This is a genomic window from Dyadobacter arcticus (assembly GCF_011762185.1).
GTDB lineage: Bacteria > Bacteroidota > Bacteroidia > Cytophagales > Spirosomataceae > Dyadobacter > Dyadobacter arcticus.
This window is the reverse complement of record NZ_JAASQJ010000003.1, coordinates 502,337-519,461: the sequence shown is the minus strand read 5'-3', so window position 1 is coordinate 519,461 and position 17,125 is coordinate 502,337. Positions and strand designations below refer to the sequence as shown.

At 44.2% G+C, this 17,125-nt stretch carries 14 protein-coding genes; 2 read left to right on the top strand and 12 right to left on the bottom strand.

Annotation, left to right across the window (positions count from 1 at the left end):
* The 9 genes from FHS68_RS15725 to hisS form a co-directional block, all read right to left on the bottom strand.
* Positions 1 to 3,423: a response regulator gene (locus tag FHS68_RS15725; protein ID WP_167271779.1), complete on the bottom strand. Its 3,423-nt coding sequence runs from the start codon at positions 3,421 to 3,423 to the stop codon at positions 1 to 3.
* A gap of 150 nt (positions 3,424 to 3,573) precedes the next feature.
* On the bottom strand, positions 3,574 to 6,888 hold the full coding sequence (locus tag FHS68_RS26670; RefSeq protein WP_167271777.1) for a UvrD-helicase domain-containing protein: 3,315 nt from the start codon (positions 6,886 to 6,888) through the stop codon (positions 3,574 to 3,576).
* Positions 6,889 to 6,983: 95 nt separating this feature from the next.
* Entirely contained in the window at positions 6,984 to 7,505 is a 522-nt protein-coding gene (locus FHS68_RS15715) for a hypothetical protein (RefSeq protein WP_167271775.1), read from the bottom strand.
* A 49-nt stretch (positions 7,506 to 7,554) separates the two neighbouring features.
* On the bottom strand, positions 7,555 to 8,628 hold the full coding sequence (gene hisC, locus FHS68_RS15710; protein WP_167271773.1) for a histidinol-phosphate transaminase: 1,074 nt from the start codon (positions 8,626 to 8,628) through the stop codon (positions 7,555 to 7,557).
* A gap of 33 nt (positions 8,629 to 8,661) precedes the next feature.
* Positions 8,662 to 9,099: an RES family NAD+ phosphorylase gene (locus tag FHS68_RS15705; RefSeq protein WP_167271771.1), complete on the bottom strand. Its 438-nt coding sequence runs from the start codon at positions 9,097 to 9,099 to the stop codon at positions 8,662 to 8,664.
* A gap of 17 nt (positions 9,100 to 9,116) precedes the next feature.
* Positions 9,117 to 9,545, bottom strand: a complete 429-nt coding sequence (locus FHS68_RS15700) for an Xre family toxin-antitoxin system antitoxin (RefSeq protein ID WP_167271769.1) — start codon at positions 9,543 to 9,545, stop codon at positions 9,117 to 9,119.
* Between the two features lie 66 nt (positions 9,546 to 9,611).
* Complete coding sequence (hisD, locus tag FHS68_RS15695) at positions 9,612 to 10,880, bottom strand: histidinol dehydrogenase (RefSeq protein WP_167271767.1); 1,269 nt, start codon at positions 10,878 to 10,880, stop codon at positions 9,612 to 9,614.
* Between the two features lie 3 nt (positions 10,881 to 10,883).
* On the bottom strand, positions 10,884 to 11,750 hold the full coding sequence (gene hisG, locus FHS68_RS15690) for an ATP phosphoribosyltransferase (RefSeq protein ID WP_167271765.1): 867 nt from the start codon (positions 11,748 to 11,750) through the stop codon (positions 10,884 to 10,886).
* A gap of 51 nt (positions 11,751 to 11,801) precedes the next feature.
* Complete coding sequence (gene hisS / locus FHS68_RS15685; RefSeq protein WP_167271763.1) at positions 11,802 to 13,172, bottom strand: histidine--tRNA ligase; 1,371 nt, start codon at positions 13,170 to 13,172, stop codon at positions 11,802 to 11,804.
* A 144-nt stretch (positions 13,173 to 13,316) separates the two neighbouring features.
* On the opposite strand from hisS, the gene FHS68_RS15680 reads away from it, so the two are divergent.
* Complete coding sequence (locus FHS68_RS15680; protein ID WP_166444435.1) at positions 13,317 to 13,469, top strand: hypothetical protein; 153 nt, start codon at positions 13,317 to 13,319, stop codon at positions 13,467 to 13,469.
* A gap of 35 nt (positions 13,470 to 13,504) precedes the next feature.
* Here FHS68_RS15680 and FHS68_RS15675 read toward each other — a convergent pair whose 3' ends face one another.
* Complete coding sequence (locus FHS68_RS15675; RefSeq protein ID WP_229211919.1) at positions 13,505 to 13,828, bottom strand: hypothetical protein; 324 nt, start codon at positions 13,826 to 13,828, stop codon at positions 13,505 to 13,507.
* A 108-nt stretch (positions 13,829 to 13,936) separates the two neighbouring features.
* On the opposite strand from FHS68_RS15675, the gene FHS68_RS15670 reads away from it, so the two are divergent.
* Positions 13,937 to 14,707, top strand: coding sequence for a class I SAM-dependent methyltransferase (locus FHS68_RS15670; protein ID WP_167271760.1), 771 nt, complete (start codon positions 13,937 to 13,939; stop codon positions 14,705 to 14,707).
* Positions 14,708 to 14,806: 99 nt separating this feature from the next.
* On the opposite strand, the gene FHS68_RS15665 is transcribed toward FHS68_RS15670, so the two are convergent.
* Positions 14,807 to 15,817 (bottom strand): glycosyltransferase family 2 protein, encoded by a 1,011-nt coding sequence (locus FHS68_RS15665; RefSeq protein ID WP_167271758.1) that lies wholly within the window; start codon positions 15,815 to 15,817, stop codon positions 14,807 to 14,809.
* Positions 15,818 to 15,827: 10 nt separating this feature from the next.
* Positions 15,828 to 17,123, bottom strand: coding sequence for a glutamate-1-semialdehyde 2,1-aminomutase (gene hemL, locus FHS68_RS15660; RefSeq protein WP_167271756.1), 1,296 nt, complete (start codon positions 17,121 to 17,123; stop codon positions 15,828 to 15,830).
* Between the last annotated feature and the right edge of the window lie 2 nt (positions 17,124 to 17,125).

Below are 17,125 nucleotides of genomic sequence, written 5' to 3'. Positions count from 1 at the left end.
TCAGGCAGCGTGTAACCAAACTTTAATGAGCGACAGTAACTTGTCTATGTCCACCGGTTTTGAAATGTAGTCATTCGCACCAGCGGCCATGCATTGCTCCCGGTCGCCCTGCATTGCTTTTGCAGTTACCGCAATGATGGGCAGTTTGGCCCATTTGCCTTGTTCACGAATTTTGCGGGTCGCTTCGATCCCATCCATTTCCGGCATCATCACATCCATCAGTACCAGTTCAATGCCAGAGCCGTCTTCCAGTTTCTGAATTGCCTCCTTACCATTCGTAGCGATTTCAATCTTAAATCCTGAATCCTCCAGCACCGCGCTCAACGCGAAAATATTCCGCATATCGTCGTCCACGATCAGGATTTTCCGGCCAAGGAAAACCTTGTCGGCATGTACGACAGGGTTACTGAATGATTCCTTTTTATGTTCTGGTTTCGGTGTATTAGGCTGGATTTTTTTTAGGAATAACTTCACCTCATCCAGCAAACGTTCATTGGATTTCTTGGTTTTGATCACCACGGGATGTGCATATTTCATGACGCGGCTCAGATCCGCTTGGGTGAGATCTTCTGCTGTATTGACGACGACCGGTAATGCGCTCCAATCGGGATTTTTCTTGATTTTGTCGAGCAGTTCAAGACCATTCATATCGGCCAATCTAATATCCAGGATAATACCGTCGACGGCGTCCTTTTGAAGAATGCTAAGTGCTTCTTCCGCGGAAAAAGCATATAAAACCACAATGTTATTGGATGTCAGGAATTCGCCGAGATACTTGCTTTGGTAGGTATCGTCCTCCACTAGAAGGATCCTTTGCTTTTCAAGATCTTTGCCTTCCAGTTTCAAAAGGTTAAAAATATGCTCCGCCGATTTTTGGTCAACCGGCTTTTGGGTAAAGCCGATTGCGCCTTCTTTTAATATATCAATATCAAAATAGTCCGCCGAGGAAACCGTGTGTACTGGGATTAACCGTGTTTTTGCATCCAATTTCAATTCCTTCAAAACATCGTCCCCGGAAATATCCGGCAGGTTCATATCCAGAATGATCGCGGTTGGATTAAATGTTCTCACCAGTTCGAGCGCAATCTTGCCATTTGAAGCAAGCCGCACTTCAAAGCCGCTATCCTGGGCTTTCGCTGCCATGTCAGCGGCAAATATTTCATCGTCCTCAATGAGCAGTAAACGGTTTTCTTTCAGCATTTCAGCAGTCAATGACGCAACCACTATCTTTTCCTTTTTTATTTCCTGCCCATTCAGATTGCCCACTGCCGTTTCTCCATTTTCGGCCTGCGCTGGAATTCTCAATGTGAAAACAGAACCCTTGCCCGGCTCGCTGGTCAACGAAATGGAGCCTTTAAAAAGGTTTGCCAGTTCACGGCTAATGGACAGGCCTAATCCGGTACCGCCATATTTGCGGCTGGTGGACCCGTCAGCTTGCTGAAACGCTTCAAAAATGGCCTTTTGTTTTTCAATAGGAATACCAATGCCGGTATCAGCCACTTTAAAATAAACACTTCCCGCCTCCTGCCCAATTCGAAGTGATACTGTGCCCGGCGCGGATGTGAACTTAATAGCATTGGAAAGCAGGTTTCGGATCACCTGAAGAAGCCGGACATGGTCGACAAACAAAGTTTCCGGACACGACTGATCTTTTCCTAATACCAAAGTCAATCCTTTATTCTCTGCTACTTTCTGAAATGTGTTTCTAATCTCCGATAATGTGAGTTCAGTGGCAACATGTTCGTGCACAAGTTCCAGCTTGCCCGACTCCACTTTTGCGAGATCGAGGATATCATTGATCAATGTCAACAAATCATTTCCCGAATTGAAGATTACGGATGCATAACGCTGCTCCTCTTCATTCAATCTCGCGCCTTTGTTTTCGCCAAGGATACGGGATAAAATCAGGATGCTATTCAGCGGGGTACGCAATTCATGGCTCATATTGGCCAGGAATTCACTTTTAAACTTCCCGCTTCTTTCGAGTTCATCCGCTTTAATCTGGATCTGGTCACGGGCGGCTTCAATGGTACCTTTCTGCTCTTCAAGCATGAAGGCCTTTTCCTCCAATTCGGTGTTAATCTGTTTCAATTCCTCTTGCTGCAGACGCAGTTCTTCTTCCGAAACCTGCAACAATGAGCTTTGACGTGTCAATTCCTCATTCGTAACCCGCAATTCCTCTTGCTGGCTTTCAAGTTCTTCGGCCTGTAATTGGGTTTTTTCAAGCAATTCATTCGCAACCTGGCGGGCACGGGAAGCCATAATGCCCACCGCCACATTATCCGATACCAAATCCAGCAGCTTCCGGACGCGGTCGCCCGGCTCTTTCAGAAATCCGGTTTCGATCAATGCCGTGATGTTACCGCCGAAAGAAATGGTCTTGATCCAAACCACCGCCGGATCCGTGCTCCCCGTCGCTGTTTCAATGGAAAAATAGCCGGGATTAACATTCAATTTTTTGAATTCGACTTTATCCTTAACAATTTGACCTAAAATACCTTCGCCCGATTTTATCGTTCCAAGCTGCTTCTTCGTGTTCAAACCATGGCTTGCCGAAATTTCTAATAAGTCCCCAAATCTGGAAACCAGGTACATAACCGCCACGTCCGCACCCAAAATTTCCACCAATTTTGCAATGAGTCTTTCAGATAATTCGGGCAATGTGGGCTCTCCTCTTATCGATGTGGAAACTTCTATTGCAGCATTGAGAATCCAGTTTTTCTCCTGGTCCTCTACGGCCAATTGTTCCAGCTGTTTATTGGCCCGTATCGTTTCATTTTCCGAAGCGATCTGCGCGTTATAGGTTTTTCTGATAAAATAATAGAGCAATAAGATTACTAAAAGAAATGCCGAAGAACCCATCAAAATGTACTGCTTTGCCTGAGACGAACTAACGGTCGCATTCTGTTCACGTTCGATCAGCAGTCCTTCCTCTGTATTTTCAATACGCCTGAAATTGAATTCGATCAGCGAAGACAGGTTTTTCCCTGCCAAAACGATAGTCCTAATGGTATCATTGGAATAATTTCCTGCTTTGAGAATCTCATACTGACGGTTCATCAGTTCAACCCGAGATTGCAGAAGCAGCGACAATGAATCGGTACGGGCTGCCTGTACTTTATTGTCATTCACCAGTTTACGCAACACATCCACTTCTGAAAGTATCTTGTTGCTGGCTTGGACATAATTATTCTCAAACGTGGGGTTATTGGTGATAGCGAAACCCCGTACGTTGGATTCGGCGGTAAGCAAATGATTTTTGACCGAAGAGGAAACCCGCATCACTTCCCTGGTGTGATTCACCCAGCCGGTATTTTCCAATTGCACCTTTATTGCATTGTAAGATGTGAATCCGACGACCAGTACAAGAAAAATGGAAAAGCTAATGCCTATGAAAACTTGTTGCTGGAAAGATATTCGCATAAACGGTTGAAAAGCAGAGTAGAAATATGTCTATGCAGACATAGAAGCATGATGATTCTAAAAATAATCATTTAAGCCGATTTTCAGTTAAAATAGCCGAAGCTTTTTTCTTTCAACGTTATAAAATATAAAATTACTTCTACTTAATCTTTAAACAACCCATTCTACTGCTTCGTCTTCAAGCGTTACCAGGACACCACGGGATTTCTTTCCCGATGTCTCGTAGGCCCTGATTAGTTTCCTTAAATGTCTTCGCGGTTCATCGGAACTGTTTCCGCCGATGAATGACATAAATATGTATTCCCCGTCGGGAACATGAACGAGCCTGTCTATATGCAACAGCTTTCCGCCAGGAATGAGTAATTCCTTATTAATCTGAATGTTATTATCATTGTTGTAAAGAATTCGAAGGGAGGCATCGTCCAGGAGGCTTTGGGCTGAAATCTCGATTTCCCTGGTTTCCTTACTAGTGAAAATGCCTTCTCCAACCAGTTTGTCCAACGCGTCTGGCAAGTCTGAAACGGTTTTCAGTCTCGTGAGCAGGTAACGCATCTTTTGCAAACGATCGTGTCTGGGTTCAAAAGTCTGCACGTCAAAAATACGGTCGGCCATTCGTCGCAGGCGAAGTGATTGCGTACGATCATTACTCAAGATATTATTCAATACAAATGGCAGTGACTCAGACTTCACCAGCGCATGTGCAGGTAGGCTATCAGCATTTGAAATGATATAGCGGGTTTCATCCTCGCTCCATGCCGGTTCAAAGTTTTCCTGATTAAGATAATCCCTCAGCCAGTTGCTCACCTGCTGCCCCGATTCCCACCTTCTCTCCCGCTTTGCAAGAATGTAGAGGCGCTGGACCGAGCGGGTGAATGCTACATATAGCAAATTAAGGTTTTCGACAAGAATCCTCGTGCGTTCATCGTAGTATTGGGTCGCAATAGCTGTATTCTCAAGATCTTTGACCACCGAAACCATTGAACTTCTCAACTTTTTAGAATCAGCATTGTCGCTCAACTCCAATGTAAGTTCTTCATAATCAATGTCGTCCAGGTCAACCCAAAGCCGGTCCAGTTTGGCATTCGGTGTTACCTTCCAATGCGCATAAGGAACAATTACTACGGGATATTCAAGCCCTTTTGCTTTGTGGATGGTGGTAATCCGTATCGCGTTGGTTTCGGCAGGAATGGTGATGGAAAGCTTATGCCTGGCCGACTCCCAATAAATAAGGAAATCGCCCAAATGATTGGTCTTTCGATTGCCGAATTCCAGTACCACATCTAAAAACCGGAACAAATATTCATTTTCAAAATGATTATCCAGCAATCCGAAGTGCTGCATCAGGTACTCGCTCAGTTCAAACACAGAAAGCTGCCGCATGCGAAAAGAACTCAGGTCAACAGTCCACTTTTTGAAATACTCTAGGAAAGTATCCAATCCTCTCTCCTCGCACAAAATGCGTATCTGCTCATACTCAGTCGGCGCCGGATTTTTTTTTCGGATCACATGATGAAAAAGATAAGCCGCCTCATACCGTGCGAGCCGATGATCCGAGCTGTGCAAAACTTTCATGAAAGAAATGATGAAATGCACGGCTCGTGAATAGCCCAGTGACAATGCGTCGTCTGAAATGAGCGGAAATCCGGCTTCTTTCAAAGAACTTGCCAGGGACGTTGCCTCCTTCCTTTTTCGGCACAAAATCGCAATGTCACGCCAGTTATATCCCGAAGATTTTAGTTCGGTAACCAGTTCCAGCGACCTCCTTACAATGTGGTCCGGCGTATTTTCATCATTGCCTTCGTCGCTATCATCATTCATTTCCAGAAATTCCAGCTCCACATGCCCGCCCTGGTGAACGCCTTCCGGGATCTCCTGTTGGAAATTCTGATCGTAAACTTCTCTGATCATTGGATATTCGTCGCCCAATGTGTCTGCCACAAAAGCAAAAAACCGGTTATTAAAATTCGTGATTTCCCGATAACTCCTGCGATTGACTTTGAGGTGATTTACATGCAGATATTGATCCAGGCTGGTCAATCGCTCCTCATGGAAAGAATTTTTCCCAAATAAAGACGCGAGCTGCATAACCTGACTTTGCGCCAATTGCAGGATAAGGTCCATATCCCCGCCGCGAAACCGATAGATAGACTGTTTTGCGTCGCCGACAATAAGATTGAAAAACCCGCCGGACAATGAGTTTTCTATCAGTGGCAGCAAATTGGCAAATTGTAGCTTTGAGGTGTCCTGAAATTCGTCTACCAGGATGTGGTTATACCGCTCGCCCAAACGCTCAAAAATAAAAGGTACTGGCTCGCGGGCTACGATTTCGACGATTTTACGATTAAAATCAGAAATGTGAACCTGGTTATTTTGCTTTAAAAGCGCATCAAACTCCTTCCTGATCTCTCCCAGCAAAGACAAATGATAAATGTGTCGTTGTAACTGGCTATATAATGTGACCTTCTCGGTTTCCACCAGACGAATGTTTTCAATTTGATGGAAATAGTTTTCAAGGTCTGTGCGGACTTTTTCAATCTCATCCCGAATTAGAAGAGCTGTTTTCGCGCCATACCAAACGCCTTCGCCAATGGTTTTGTAGACATATGAATTGGGTTCTGTCCAAAATTTCTTCCCTTCGGCCCGGTCCCTGAAGTAGCCATAAATGCCTCTTCCGCTTTGGTGAAAATCTTTTTCGGCCAGAAAAGTGGATTGGATTAGTTCCAGCGCATTTTTTGAATGCCTTAATATCAATGCTTCCCGTTCTCTTACGAAAGCGCTCATCTGGCCCCGGATTGCGATCCAATCTTCCATTTTCAAGTCTTCGACCCGTTTCATCTGCAGGTAACTCTGCTCACTCAGCAATGTACCGGAAGTCTCCCTGATTTGCATGGGCAATGCGCCCCAGCTTTTTCCATCCTCCGCATTCTCCCGGTAATACCGCTCCACAATCTCCGTCAGAATCTCTTCGCCCTCCTGCCCTATTCTGGCCAGCAAACGGTCTACCGCTTCGTCCAATAAATCGCCATCCAGCTGCGTCTCAAAAATAAACGGAATGCCAAGTTCATCCGTAAAGCTGCTAATGAGCCTTTGGGTAAACTTATCAATGGTCATGACCGAAAAATCGGAGTAGCGGTGCAGGATCTGCCTGAATAACACCTGCGCCCTGTCGGCAATCAGACGGCAGGCTTCTCTAAAAAGATTAGCGTCCTCAATTGTATCTGGGTACAGCTCATTGACCACATCTTTGAGCATGGAATTTGGCTTATCAATTTCGAAAGCTGAAAAGGTGCGCAACATCAACAAAATGCGGTCCTTCATTTCATTCGCAGCCGCATTGGTAAAAGTCACCGCAAGAATATGCTTAAAATAAGTCTCAGAGTTAGAGCTCAATGCAAGTTTGAGATACTCCTTGGTAAGCGTGTAGGTTTTACCGGATCCTGCCGATGAACTGTATACTTTGAACACCTGAAATTAAAATTGGGAAGAAAAAAGAGATTCAATATACATAGAAAAAGCAGGTTCGCACCTGCTTTTTGTTCTGCTATGACTGCAAAATTAGCCTACAAATTAAACCGTATCCCCGCCGAAATGTTTGGGCTTAAATAAAATGGTCTTGGCAGAAGTTCAACGTAAGTGCCACCTTCCAGGAAAACTGATATGCGATTATCAGGAATGTAGTATTCAAATCCTCCCAAAACGGAACCTCCGAGGGAGATGTCTTTTTCATAGTTACCATTCAATCGTTTTGGATATGACCTCCTGCTGTTGATTTGTCCTCCTAAACCATAGTATACATGAACGGTTTCGGAGTTGAAAACAGGGGTATGCCATAAATAATGCGCTTGAATAGAAACGCCCGCATTCTTGTAAATTCCTTCGTCTCCCCTGTAGTCCCGGTCGTTTGAAAGTATACCTCCGTAAGTGCCTATTGTGACATCCAGCGCGTGAATGTTATTAAAATATTTCCGGATATTAATTCCTGTGGGTTCTCCCAGCTTAAAACCTACCGCCCAATTATCATATTGAGCTTGTACAATTCCAAAACAAAACGTCCAAATAATGGTTAAGGCTAATTTCTTCATGAGTAATGAGTATCGAGGAATTTTTCTTTTTGAGTATACAAAAATGATGCTACACAATAACGCTGGTCTGCTGGTATTTCTTTAATGAATCAATTAAAACTTCGTTTTCCTGCTTTGTACCTACCGTTATTCTCAAACAACCCTGGCAAAGCTGTACGCGAGAGCGATCCCTTACAATGATTTGCGCCCCGATCAGATAATCCATCACAGCCTTCGCATCTTCGAATTGTACCAAAAGAAAATTGGCGTCTGACGGATAAACTTTAATCACCAACGATAAATCCTCCAACATGGTACATAAGGAAGACCTTTCATGAAGGATGTCGGCAACCATTGCCGTTTTTGTTTCAATGTGTTCCAAACCTTCCAATAGTGCCTTTTGGGCTGGCAAGCTAATGTTATAAGGTGGTTTTATTTTATTCAGAATACGTATCAATTCTGGCGAAGCAAAACACATCCCGACCCTCAAACCCGCTAGTCCCCATGCTTTGGAAAATGTTTGCAGCACAACCAAATTCGGATAATTATCCAGTTGACCGATCCATGAAGGTGCCTTCGTGAAATCAATGTATGCTTCATCGACTACAACCAGACCATTGAAATTTTCCAAAAGGGTTTGAATTGCATCATTTTGCATAACATTTCCCGTCGGATTGTTTGGCGAGCATATCCAGATAATTTTCGTCTGAGGCATTATCGCATTGAGCACTGCTTCGGTATCAATCGAAAAATCAGGCGTTAACAAAACCTTATCGATTTTCGCATCGTGGATATTGGCACTTACCTCATACATTCCATAAGTCGGCGGCATAATGATCACATGGTCCTGCCCGGGCGTGCAGGTAGCCCGGATCAACAAATCGATTGGTTCATCGCTTCCGTTTCCCAGAAAAATGCGTTCAGCATTAATGTGTTTGAGAGGGCTGATCTTTTGCTTGATCTCAGCCTGATATGGATCCGGATAACGATTATAATTTTCGGCAGTAACCGAGCCGTATGGATTCTCATTCGCATCCAGAAAAATTCCTACGTGGCCAGTGTATTCATCTCTTGCCGAAGAGTATGGTGCAAGAGAAATAATATGTGGCCTTAAAATTTTATTTAGATCAAAATTGGAAGTCATGCTTATTGTGCGGCACCAGGGCTGCGTATTAGGTTATTTAGAGAGAATGAAAAGTCGCTTATCAAATGAAAAAGGCTCCACATCCACTATTTTTATGGAACTGGCATTTGCATGCAGCGGGTTAATCAGAAAATTATGTTCTGATTTGATAACCACCGAAGGTACCCGGAACAGAAGTGTTCGCCCTTCGCTGAGCCATTCGTCTCCGGTGTCTTTGGTCCACTGCTGATCCTCCTGCCAATTCTCCACTGCATAGGGTGCCTGGGTTGATACCATAGCATCCGGGACAAAAAGTACAACGATGACGTAATTGGGAGGAGGGGTTGTTTTATTCCAATGAACGAGTACTTCCAGCATCGCCAGCGATCGGTGAGAGGAAGTGTAAAGCATATAATTCCTCGGGGAATTCCATCTGCCACCGTGATAAAAAGCACCAATCCCGCTAAGGTCTTCCTGAAATTCGGAACGCATTATCCTGAAAAGCTCCATTAAGCAAATATCCCGTGTTCAATACGCCCCAGTTCGGTTTTGATCAGCTCGATGCCTGCATGTGTCGTGAGAAAATTGACAGGTTTCTCCTGGCCAAGAGCAGGAATGATATTGTTGAGCCAATCCAGGAAATAAGGCTTTCCCAACACCCGCACACCTATTGAAAAAAGATCAGCAAGTGCAATCAGATGATCAGAAACTACATTGCTCAGAAGATCCACATCATTATAGCGCTGCAAATTTCGGGAAGTAACCGGCAGCAGAGAGATCACATCCTTAATGTCCATGCCAAGTGAATCGGCAAGATGTTGGATTGATGCTTTGGGAATACCATTTTGAGCAAGGTATGCCAGGTCAAAATCATTTTTTACAGTATGTTTGAGGATACCATAACCTCCCAAACGCTCATTAACCATTCGTGCTGACATGTCCGACTTTTGTTACCAAGAAAAATGTCCTGAAATTTATGACATTTTTCTTGGATAAAAAAATTTTCATAAAAGACTTTTAAGCCTTATCGTCACCGCTTTCTTATGCGCGTCAAGTAATTCAGCTTCTGCCATTGTTTCTACCGTTGGTCCAATGTTCTTAATCCCTTCTTGTGTAATATGTTGCACAGTAATTTTCTTCACAAAGCTATCAACCGAAACGCCGCTGTATGCCCTTGCATAACCATTGGTGGGCAATGTGTGATTGGTGCCGGAGGCGTAATCCCCACAGGATTCGGGGGTGTAATTTCCAAGAAAGATAGAGCCTGCATTCACAATTTTCTCTGAAACAATTTCAGCATTAGCAACACTTAAAATTAAATGCTCAGCCGCATATTCGTTCAAAAGATCAATCGCTTCCTCTTCCGATTCTACCAGGATTGCTTTGCTATTTCCAATGGATTGCGCGGCAAGATCGCGCCTGGGCAGCTTGTCCATTTGAGAAGATAATGTAAGGTTTACGGACGAAAGCAGTTTTTTGCTTGTAGAAACGAGCAGCACCTGACTATCAGGACCATGCTCAGCTTGCGACAAAAGATCGGCTGCAATGAAAGCAGGAATCGCAGTATCGTCTGCATAAACAGCCACCTCAGATGGTCCGGCGGGCATATCTATTGCAATGCCTTCCTTACTTACAAGCATTTTGGCTGCGGTAACGTATTGGTTACCAGGACCAAATATCTTGTAGACTTTGGGAACGCTTTCAGTTCCATAAGCCATAGCCGCAATCGCTTGCGCACCACCAATCCTAAACGCTTTGGTCACGCCCACGAGCTTTGCAGCGTATAAAATAGCAGGATGATCAGACGGTGTGCAGAGAACGATCTCTTTGCATCCGGCAATCTTGGCCGGGATACCCAGCATCAGCACGGTGCTAAATAAGGGAGCGGATCCACCGGGAATATAAATGCCAACTTTCTCAATCCCTACACTTTGTCTCCAGCAAGTAACACCGGGCATGGTCTCGATTTTTTCTGCAGGTTGCAATTGTGCTACATGAAATTTATGGATATTCCTGTAAGCCTGGCCAATTGCCTCTTTCAGTTCAGAACTCAGTTTCTCAGCAGCCTCAGCAATAGCAGATTGAGAAAAAGCAAGTTCAACAAGATCGGTATGATCAAATTTCCGGGCATATTCCCTGATTGCGGCGTCCCCACTGCTCTTAACCTGTTCTAAAATGGGGAGTACCTTACCTTCAATATCCTGAGCTTCGAGAACAGGCCTGGCTAGTAATGCGGGCCATTGACTTCTTTCCGGAAATGGAATGATGTTCATAAATCACAAAATCATTTTTTCGATCGGTATCACCAGAATGCCCTCCGCGCCAGCCTGACGGATCTTTTCAATATTTTCCCAAAAATCATTCTCATTAATGACGGAATGCAAAGAACACCAGCCTTCTGTTGTGAGCGGTAAAATAGTCGGAGAACGCATCCCGGGTAGAAATTTCGAAATATTTTCGACAGCATCGGTCGGACAATTGAGCAGGATATACTTATTATTTTTAGCTGCCTGTACAGATTTAATCCTGAAAAGAAGCTGATCCAGCAAATCTTTCTGCACATCCGACAACTGCTTACTCGCAATCATCACAGCCTCAGAACGAAAAATAGTCTCTACCTCCTTCAAACCATTGCTAAGCAACGTGCTCCCAGAACTCACAATGTCGCAAACCGCATCGGCAAGGCCAATACTTGGTGCAATCTCAACGGAGCCGCTGATCTCATGAATTTGTGCGGTAACCTGGTTTGCTTCCAGATATTTTCCAAGTAACCTTGGATAAGTAGTAGCAATGCTTTTGCCTTCCAAATCCTGTACCCCCGCATAATTATGTTCCCGCAATACGCCAATAGAGAGTCTGCATTTAGAAAAACCAAGTCGGTGAACGGTATCTACATTTCTATTGGACTCTTCAGAAACATTCTCACCCACAATCCCCAGATGAGCCACGCCATCCTCTACATAACCCGGAATATCATCATCCCTTAAAAAAAGAATTTCAGCTGGAAAATTCGTAGCATCAGTTTTCAACTTCCCGGCGCCGTTATCAAAACGGATTCCGCACTCTTTGATCAACTTAAGCGAATCCTCACTCAGTCTTCCCGATTTTTGTATCGCAATTCTTAATATATTCTTATTAGTCATTGAATGTCAAGCCCTTATGCGGCTATTTAGCAGTAAAAATGTAAAGTCAGGTTAAATATCGACGTTCGTCAGCTTGAATAAAATCTCCTCTAAATTAAGTTTTTGCTGCTCCCCAGTTTTCATATTTTTCAATGTCAGAAGGCCGGATTGCATTTCTTCCGAACCGATCAGAATGACAAAGTGAATATTTTTGCGGTCGGCGTAATCGAGTTGCTTTTTCAGTTTTACCTGGTCGGGGTAAATTTCTGAGTTAATGCCTGCATTTCGGAGTTTCGGCAACATCGATAAGCCAAATGTAAAAGCTTCTTCGTCAAAGTTGGAAATCATCACCTTCGTACCGTTTATCTGACTTTCCTTGAAAAGATCGAGCTCTTCCATCACATCATAAATACGATCAACCCCAAGCGAGATACCCACTCCGGAAATGCCTGGAACTCCAAATGTACCCGTGAGATTATCATAACGGCCCCCGCCGGAAATACTGCCGATTTGAACATTATTGGCCTTCACTTCGAAAATAGCACCAGTATAATATGATAGTCCTCTGGCAAGCGTTACATCAAATTCAATTTTCGCATTTTCAAGGCCTAGAACTTTTACCATCGCCCAAACTTCTTCTAACTCCTGGATTCCCTTCAAAGCGATTTCAGAATCAGAAAGCCAGCTCCTCAATTCCGTAAATGGCTCATTTTCAATTGAAAGGTTAAAAACAGGTTCCAACTGGGAAATACTCTCACTAGAAAATCCTCTTTCCAGTAATTCCTCAACCACCTTATCTTTTCCAATTTTATCAAGTTTATCAATGGCGACGCAAAGCGAGCCCTCTAATCCATGCGCGCCGATCATTTCTGCAATTCCGCTAAGGATTTTCCTATTATTGATTTTTACAGTAAAATCGGTAATGCCCAAAGCAGGCAGTATATCGTGGAGCAGCGTGACGATCTCAGCTTCACAAAGTAGCGAGTCAGTTCCTACCACATCTGCATCGCATTGGTAAAATTCGCGATAACGTCCCTTTTGGGGTCGGTCTGCGCGCCAGACCGGTTGTATCTGATATCTTTTAAATGGCATTGCCAATGTCCCCCGGTTCATGGCGACGTATCTTGCAAAAGGGACGGTTAGATCATAGCGAAGTCCCTTTTCCGAAATTTTGGTGGTTAAAGGTTTATAACCTTCTTTCCAATCCTCATCCGAAAGTTTGCCGCTGAAATCACCTGAATTAAGCAGTTTAAATAGCAGCTGATCACCCTCATCCCCATACTTTCCCATCAAGACAGAAAGGTTTTCAAATGCAGGTGTTTCGAGGGGCAAAAATCCGTAGCGTTGAAATGATCGGCGGATCGTGTCAAAAATAAAGGTTCGTTTCGCCATTTGTTCCGGACCGAAATCGCGGGTGCCACGGGCAAGGGATGGTTTACTCATTATCGTAATTCAATCAAAAATGGTGGCTCAATAGCCAGCTGACCCGTAAAGTTAGGGCTGCTAATGTATTATTTGTGATTATTGTCTGCATTATTTATGCGAAAATGATTAATTTTGCGGCTCTTTCACAAAACAATAATTACAATGGGAGTTACGGAATTAAAACGTAAGGGTCGTAGAAACAAGGCAGTAGCTAATAATCGTACTGCAAAAATCAAAGATCTTTTACGCAAACCAGAAGTTCGCAACGTTGATGTTGAGGCAATAAAGGCTCAGTTTGAAGCTAATAAGAAGTAAATACGCCTCTCCGGAATGTTATTCAACTAGTCCTGTCAATCTGTTTTGGTAGGGCTTTTTGTTTTTTTACCCGATTTGGATTTAGCCGAGGACTTCGTATTGATTTTACGGATCAGCTGACGCATGCTTCTGCGTGTTTCACGCCGAATATGCAGAAGAATACGGAAACGGAGTGCTTCGCCAAACATAATCAAACCACCATTGATCAATGCCAGGCTATAAAGTCCCAACACAACCCATACCTGCGTAGGCTCCCCAACCCGGCGCTCGTGGGCCGCCTGGCTAAGCACTGTCAGACCGAAACTAAAAAGCAACAAGCCGAATGGGGCCAGAATCATCCATTTGGTACGCGTTGACATTCTTTTTATCAGTCTTTTGCCAGGTGGTTTCGTGTCAATTGAGGGAATCATTTACTTGATATTTCCGGATGATGATCCTAAATTATTAATTTTTAGTTAATAGATTTAATGAAATCCATCATTAGTTTAGTCTTACGACACATCCCCCGCCCCTATCTCCAATTGGTAGGTCACTGGGTTGCCCGCATGCTCAGCATATTTTACATTGGTAATAAAGTCGAATGCCCCGTTTGTGAGAGCCATTACAGGAAGTTCCTGCCTTATGGACGAAACACATCGAGCCGCGAAAATGCCCTTTGTCCAAATTGCCTTTCCCTTGAACGGCATCGTTTAATGGGACTTTATCTGAGAAGAAAAACAAACTTTTACTCAGCCAATCTCAAAGTTTTACACGTCGCACCGGAATATTGCTTCATCGACCGGTTTGAACAAATGAAAAACCTAGACTATATCACTGCTGATATAGAATCCCCTCTGGCTAAAGTAAAAATGGACATCCACGAAATCCCGTTCCCCGACAATACATTCGATGTTGCTTTTTGCAATCACGTGATGGAACATGTGGACGATTATATCCTCGCAATGAGTGAGTTGCATCGTGTACTGAAACCAGGCGGATGGGCATTAATCCAATCCCCGCAGGATATGAAATACGATGTTACCTATGAGGACGCTTCAATTATTGACCCGAAAGAGCGTGAAAAGCACTTTCTGCAAAATGATCACCTGCGTCTTTTTGGTAAAAATTATGGGGCTGAATTGGAGAAGGGTGGCTTCAATGTGCTGGAAGATCGTTTTGTAATGGATGAACTTTCAGCTGCCGAGGTTAAGAAATATTCGTTACCTGGTGAAGAAATTGTTTACTTCTGCCGGAAGTAGGTCGGGACAGACTTACCAAGTCTTACTCCGGGCTTGGACAGACTTACCAAGTCTTACCCCACTTCACCTACCAGCACAGACTTGGCAAGTCTCGCCATCCTACGAAGGATACTCAATCGCAGCGCCGGTCTCCCGGTGCGACTTTTTTTCAAAAAGTCGTTTAAAACCCTCCTGCAAAAATCCGGTACCGTAGCCAAATAGCTGCACAAAAGCTGCTCCAATGCTTAAAAATGCCACTTCTAAATTCTTCGTTTGCCTTAATGCATCTATAAATAGGAGCAGCACATAGATAGCCACTCCGACGATCCCGAGAAAGAAAAATGGCTTGAAAATAAAAAACCAGAACGGAATGCTACATACGCCGATTGTAAATAGCAGCGGGAATGTATGGACCAGTTTCAGTTCGTCAGGATAAAATCGCGCAATGTTGATTCTTGCCCGCCCAAAGAATTTTAGCTGTTTAAAAAACGGAAGGAATTTTGTCCGCCGTTTATGGTAAATAAACGCCTCGGGAATCAAGGCTGAGCGAAAACCTGACCGAATAGCGCCGATACTGAAAAGGATATCCTCCCCCATCCGACTGGTCAGAAATCCACCGGTCTTTTCCCAAACTTCCCTGGAAAGTCCCATATTGAAGCTTCTGGGATGGAATGTTCCGCCCATATTGTTTTTCTTGCCTCGTATGCCGCCCGTAGTAAAGAGCGAAGTCATGGAGTAGCTGATTGCTTTTTGGATGGGTGTGAAAGACGAATGATCCGTGTCCGGGCCTCCATACAAATCCACATAATCTGTGGTCAGTCTTTGCTCCACAATCTGTAGGTAATCCGGCTCTATCAGCGCGTCCGAATCAAAAAGAATGAAATAGTCGCCCTCTGCACGTTCAAATCCATAATTTCTTGCGAAACCTTGGCCACCATTTTCCTTAACGAAATATCTGATATGTAATCTATCCTCAAAAGCGTGTACGACTTCATCTGCTTTGATACTGGATCCATCTTCAACAATAATTACTTCAAAATTCTGAAAAGTTTGATTTACCAGACATTCCAGCAGCTCCTGCAACTCGCCGGGGCGGTTGTATACAGGGATGATGATGGAATAGAAGTGCATTGGGTCCAATTTACAGACTTTGAATTTCTTTGAGGGAATCTTCGTTGGCTTGGATTATTTTATTTAAATGATCGTCGGTTAGCGCTGTGGACAGAAACATCGCTTCGAATTGAGATGGGCCCATGTAAATTCCGCGGTTTAGCATTGCATGAAAGTATTTCCCAAATAAAACCAGATCTGAGGATTTCGCGGATGAGAGATCTGTTACCGGCTGATCTGTAAAAAATAGCGTATACATAGACCCAATGTGGTTCAATGTGTAATTGAGCCCAAGCTTTTCCTGCGAATTCTTAAATCCAGTTACTAATTTGTTCCCTGAATTTTCTAGTTGGGAGTAAACTTCCGGATGCTCGTTTAGATAATTTAGCATGGTAAGTCCTGCTGCCATTGCGATTGGATTTCCAGATAATGTTCCTGCCTGATAGACTGGTCCCGCGGGTGAAACCCAGTTCATTATTTCTGCACGGCCACCATAAGCGCCAACCGGCATTCCGCCGCCTATAATTTTTCCTAACGTTGTAAGATCTGGCGTTATTCCGAATCTTTCCTGCGCTCCTCCCTTTGCCAAACGAAATCCTGTCATCACCTCATCCAAAATGAGCACAGTACCTTCCTCATCACAAATCCTGCGCAATCCGGCTAAAAACCCTTCTGCTGGCAACACACACCCCATATTTCCGACAACCGGTTCAAGGATCAGTGCTGCAATTTGCTCTTTATTTGCATCGACCAGCTGTTGAACAGCGGCCAGATCATTAAACGGAGCCGTTAACGTATCATGAGCTACTCCTTTGGTAACGCCCGGGCTATCCGGTGTTCCAAATGTAGCTGCACCACTTCCGGCAGCAATTAAGAAGCTGTCGCCATGCCCGTGGTAACAACCTTCAAACTTAATGATCTTGTCTCTCCCGGTAAATCCTCTCGCAACCCGGATCGCGGACATAGTCGCTTCCGTGCCTGAATTGACCATTCGCACTTTCTCAATGGAAGGTACCATGCTGACAATCAGTTCGGCCATTTCCACCTCTTTCCGTGTAGGTGCGCCAAACGAGAAAGAATGTTGAATGGCATCGGAAACGGCCTGCTGGATCAATTCATTCGCATGTCCCAGGATCATTGGCCCCCAGGAATTGATCAGCTCTATGTATTCGTTTCCGTCTTCGTCGTACACATAAGCGCCTTTGGCCGATTTGATGAAAATAGGGGTTCCTCCTACCGCCCTGAACGCCCTTACCGGCGAATTGACACCTCCTGGTATATAATGTTGTGCTTTTTCAAAAAGGTTCTGACTCGTGGAAGTATTCATGG

What these genes read in the sequence shown, in the direction of transcription:
- FHS68_RS15700 (WP_167271769.1), bottom strand. Translation starts at nt 9,545, where the DNA reads ATGTCAGCACGAATGGTTAATGAGCGTTTGGGAGGTTATGGTATCCTC.
- FHS68_RS15705 (WP_167271771.1), bottom strand. Translation starts at nt 9,099, where the DNA reads ATGCGTTCCGAATTTCAGGAAGACCTTAGCGGGATTGGTGCTTTTTAT.
- FHS68_RS15725 (WP_167271779.1), bottom strand. Translation starts at nt 3,423, where the DNA reads ATGCGAATATCTTTCCAGCAACAAGTTTTCATAGGCATTAGCTTTTCC.
- hemL (WP_167271756.1), bottom strand. Translation starts at nt 17,123, where the DNA reads ATGAATACTTCCACGAGTCAGAACCTTTTTGAAAAAGCACAACATTAT.
- FHS68_RS15665 (WP_167271758.1), bottom strand. Translation starts at nt 15,817, where the DNA reads ATGCACTTCTATTCCATCATCATCCCTGTATACAACCGCCCCGGCGAG.
- FHS68_RS15670 (WP_167271760.1), top strand. Translation starts at nt 13,937, where the DNA reads ATGAAATCCATCATTAGTTTAGTCTTACGACACATCCCCCGCCCCTAT.
- FHS68_RS15675 (WP_229211919.1), bottom strand. Translation starts at nt 13,828, where the DNA reads ATGTCAACGCGTACCAAATGGATGATTCTGGCCCCATTCGGCTTGTTG.
- hisC (WP_167271773.1), bottom strand. Translation starts at nt 8,628, where the DNA reads ATGACTTCCAATTTTGATCTAAATAAAATTTTAAGGCCACATATTATT.
- FHS68_RS15680 (WP_166444435.1), top strand. Translation starts at nt 13,317, where the DNA reads ATGGGAGTTACGGAATTAAAACGTAAGGGTCGTAGAAACAAGGCAGTA.
- hisS (WP_167271763.1), bottom strand. Translation starts at nt 13,172, where the DNA reads ATGAGTAAACCATCCCTTGCCCGTGGCACCCGCGATTTCGGTCCGGAA.
- hisD (WP_167271767.1), bottom strand. Translation starts at nt 10,880, where the DNA reads ATGAACATCATTCCATTTCCGGAAAGAAGTCAATGGCCCGCATTACTA.
- FHS68_RS15715 (WP_167271775.1), bottom strand. Translation starts at nt 7,505, where the DNA reads ATGAAGAAATTAGCCTTAACCATTATTTGGACGTTTTGTTTTGGAATT.
- hisG (WP_167271765.1), bottom strand. Translation starts at nt 11,750, where the DNA reads ATGACTAATAAGAATATATTAAGAATTGCGATACAAAAATCGGGAAGA.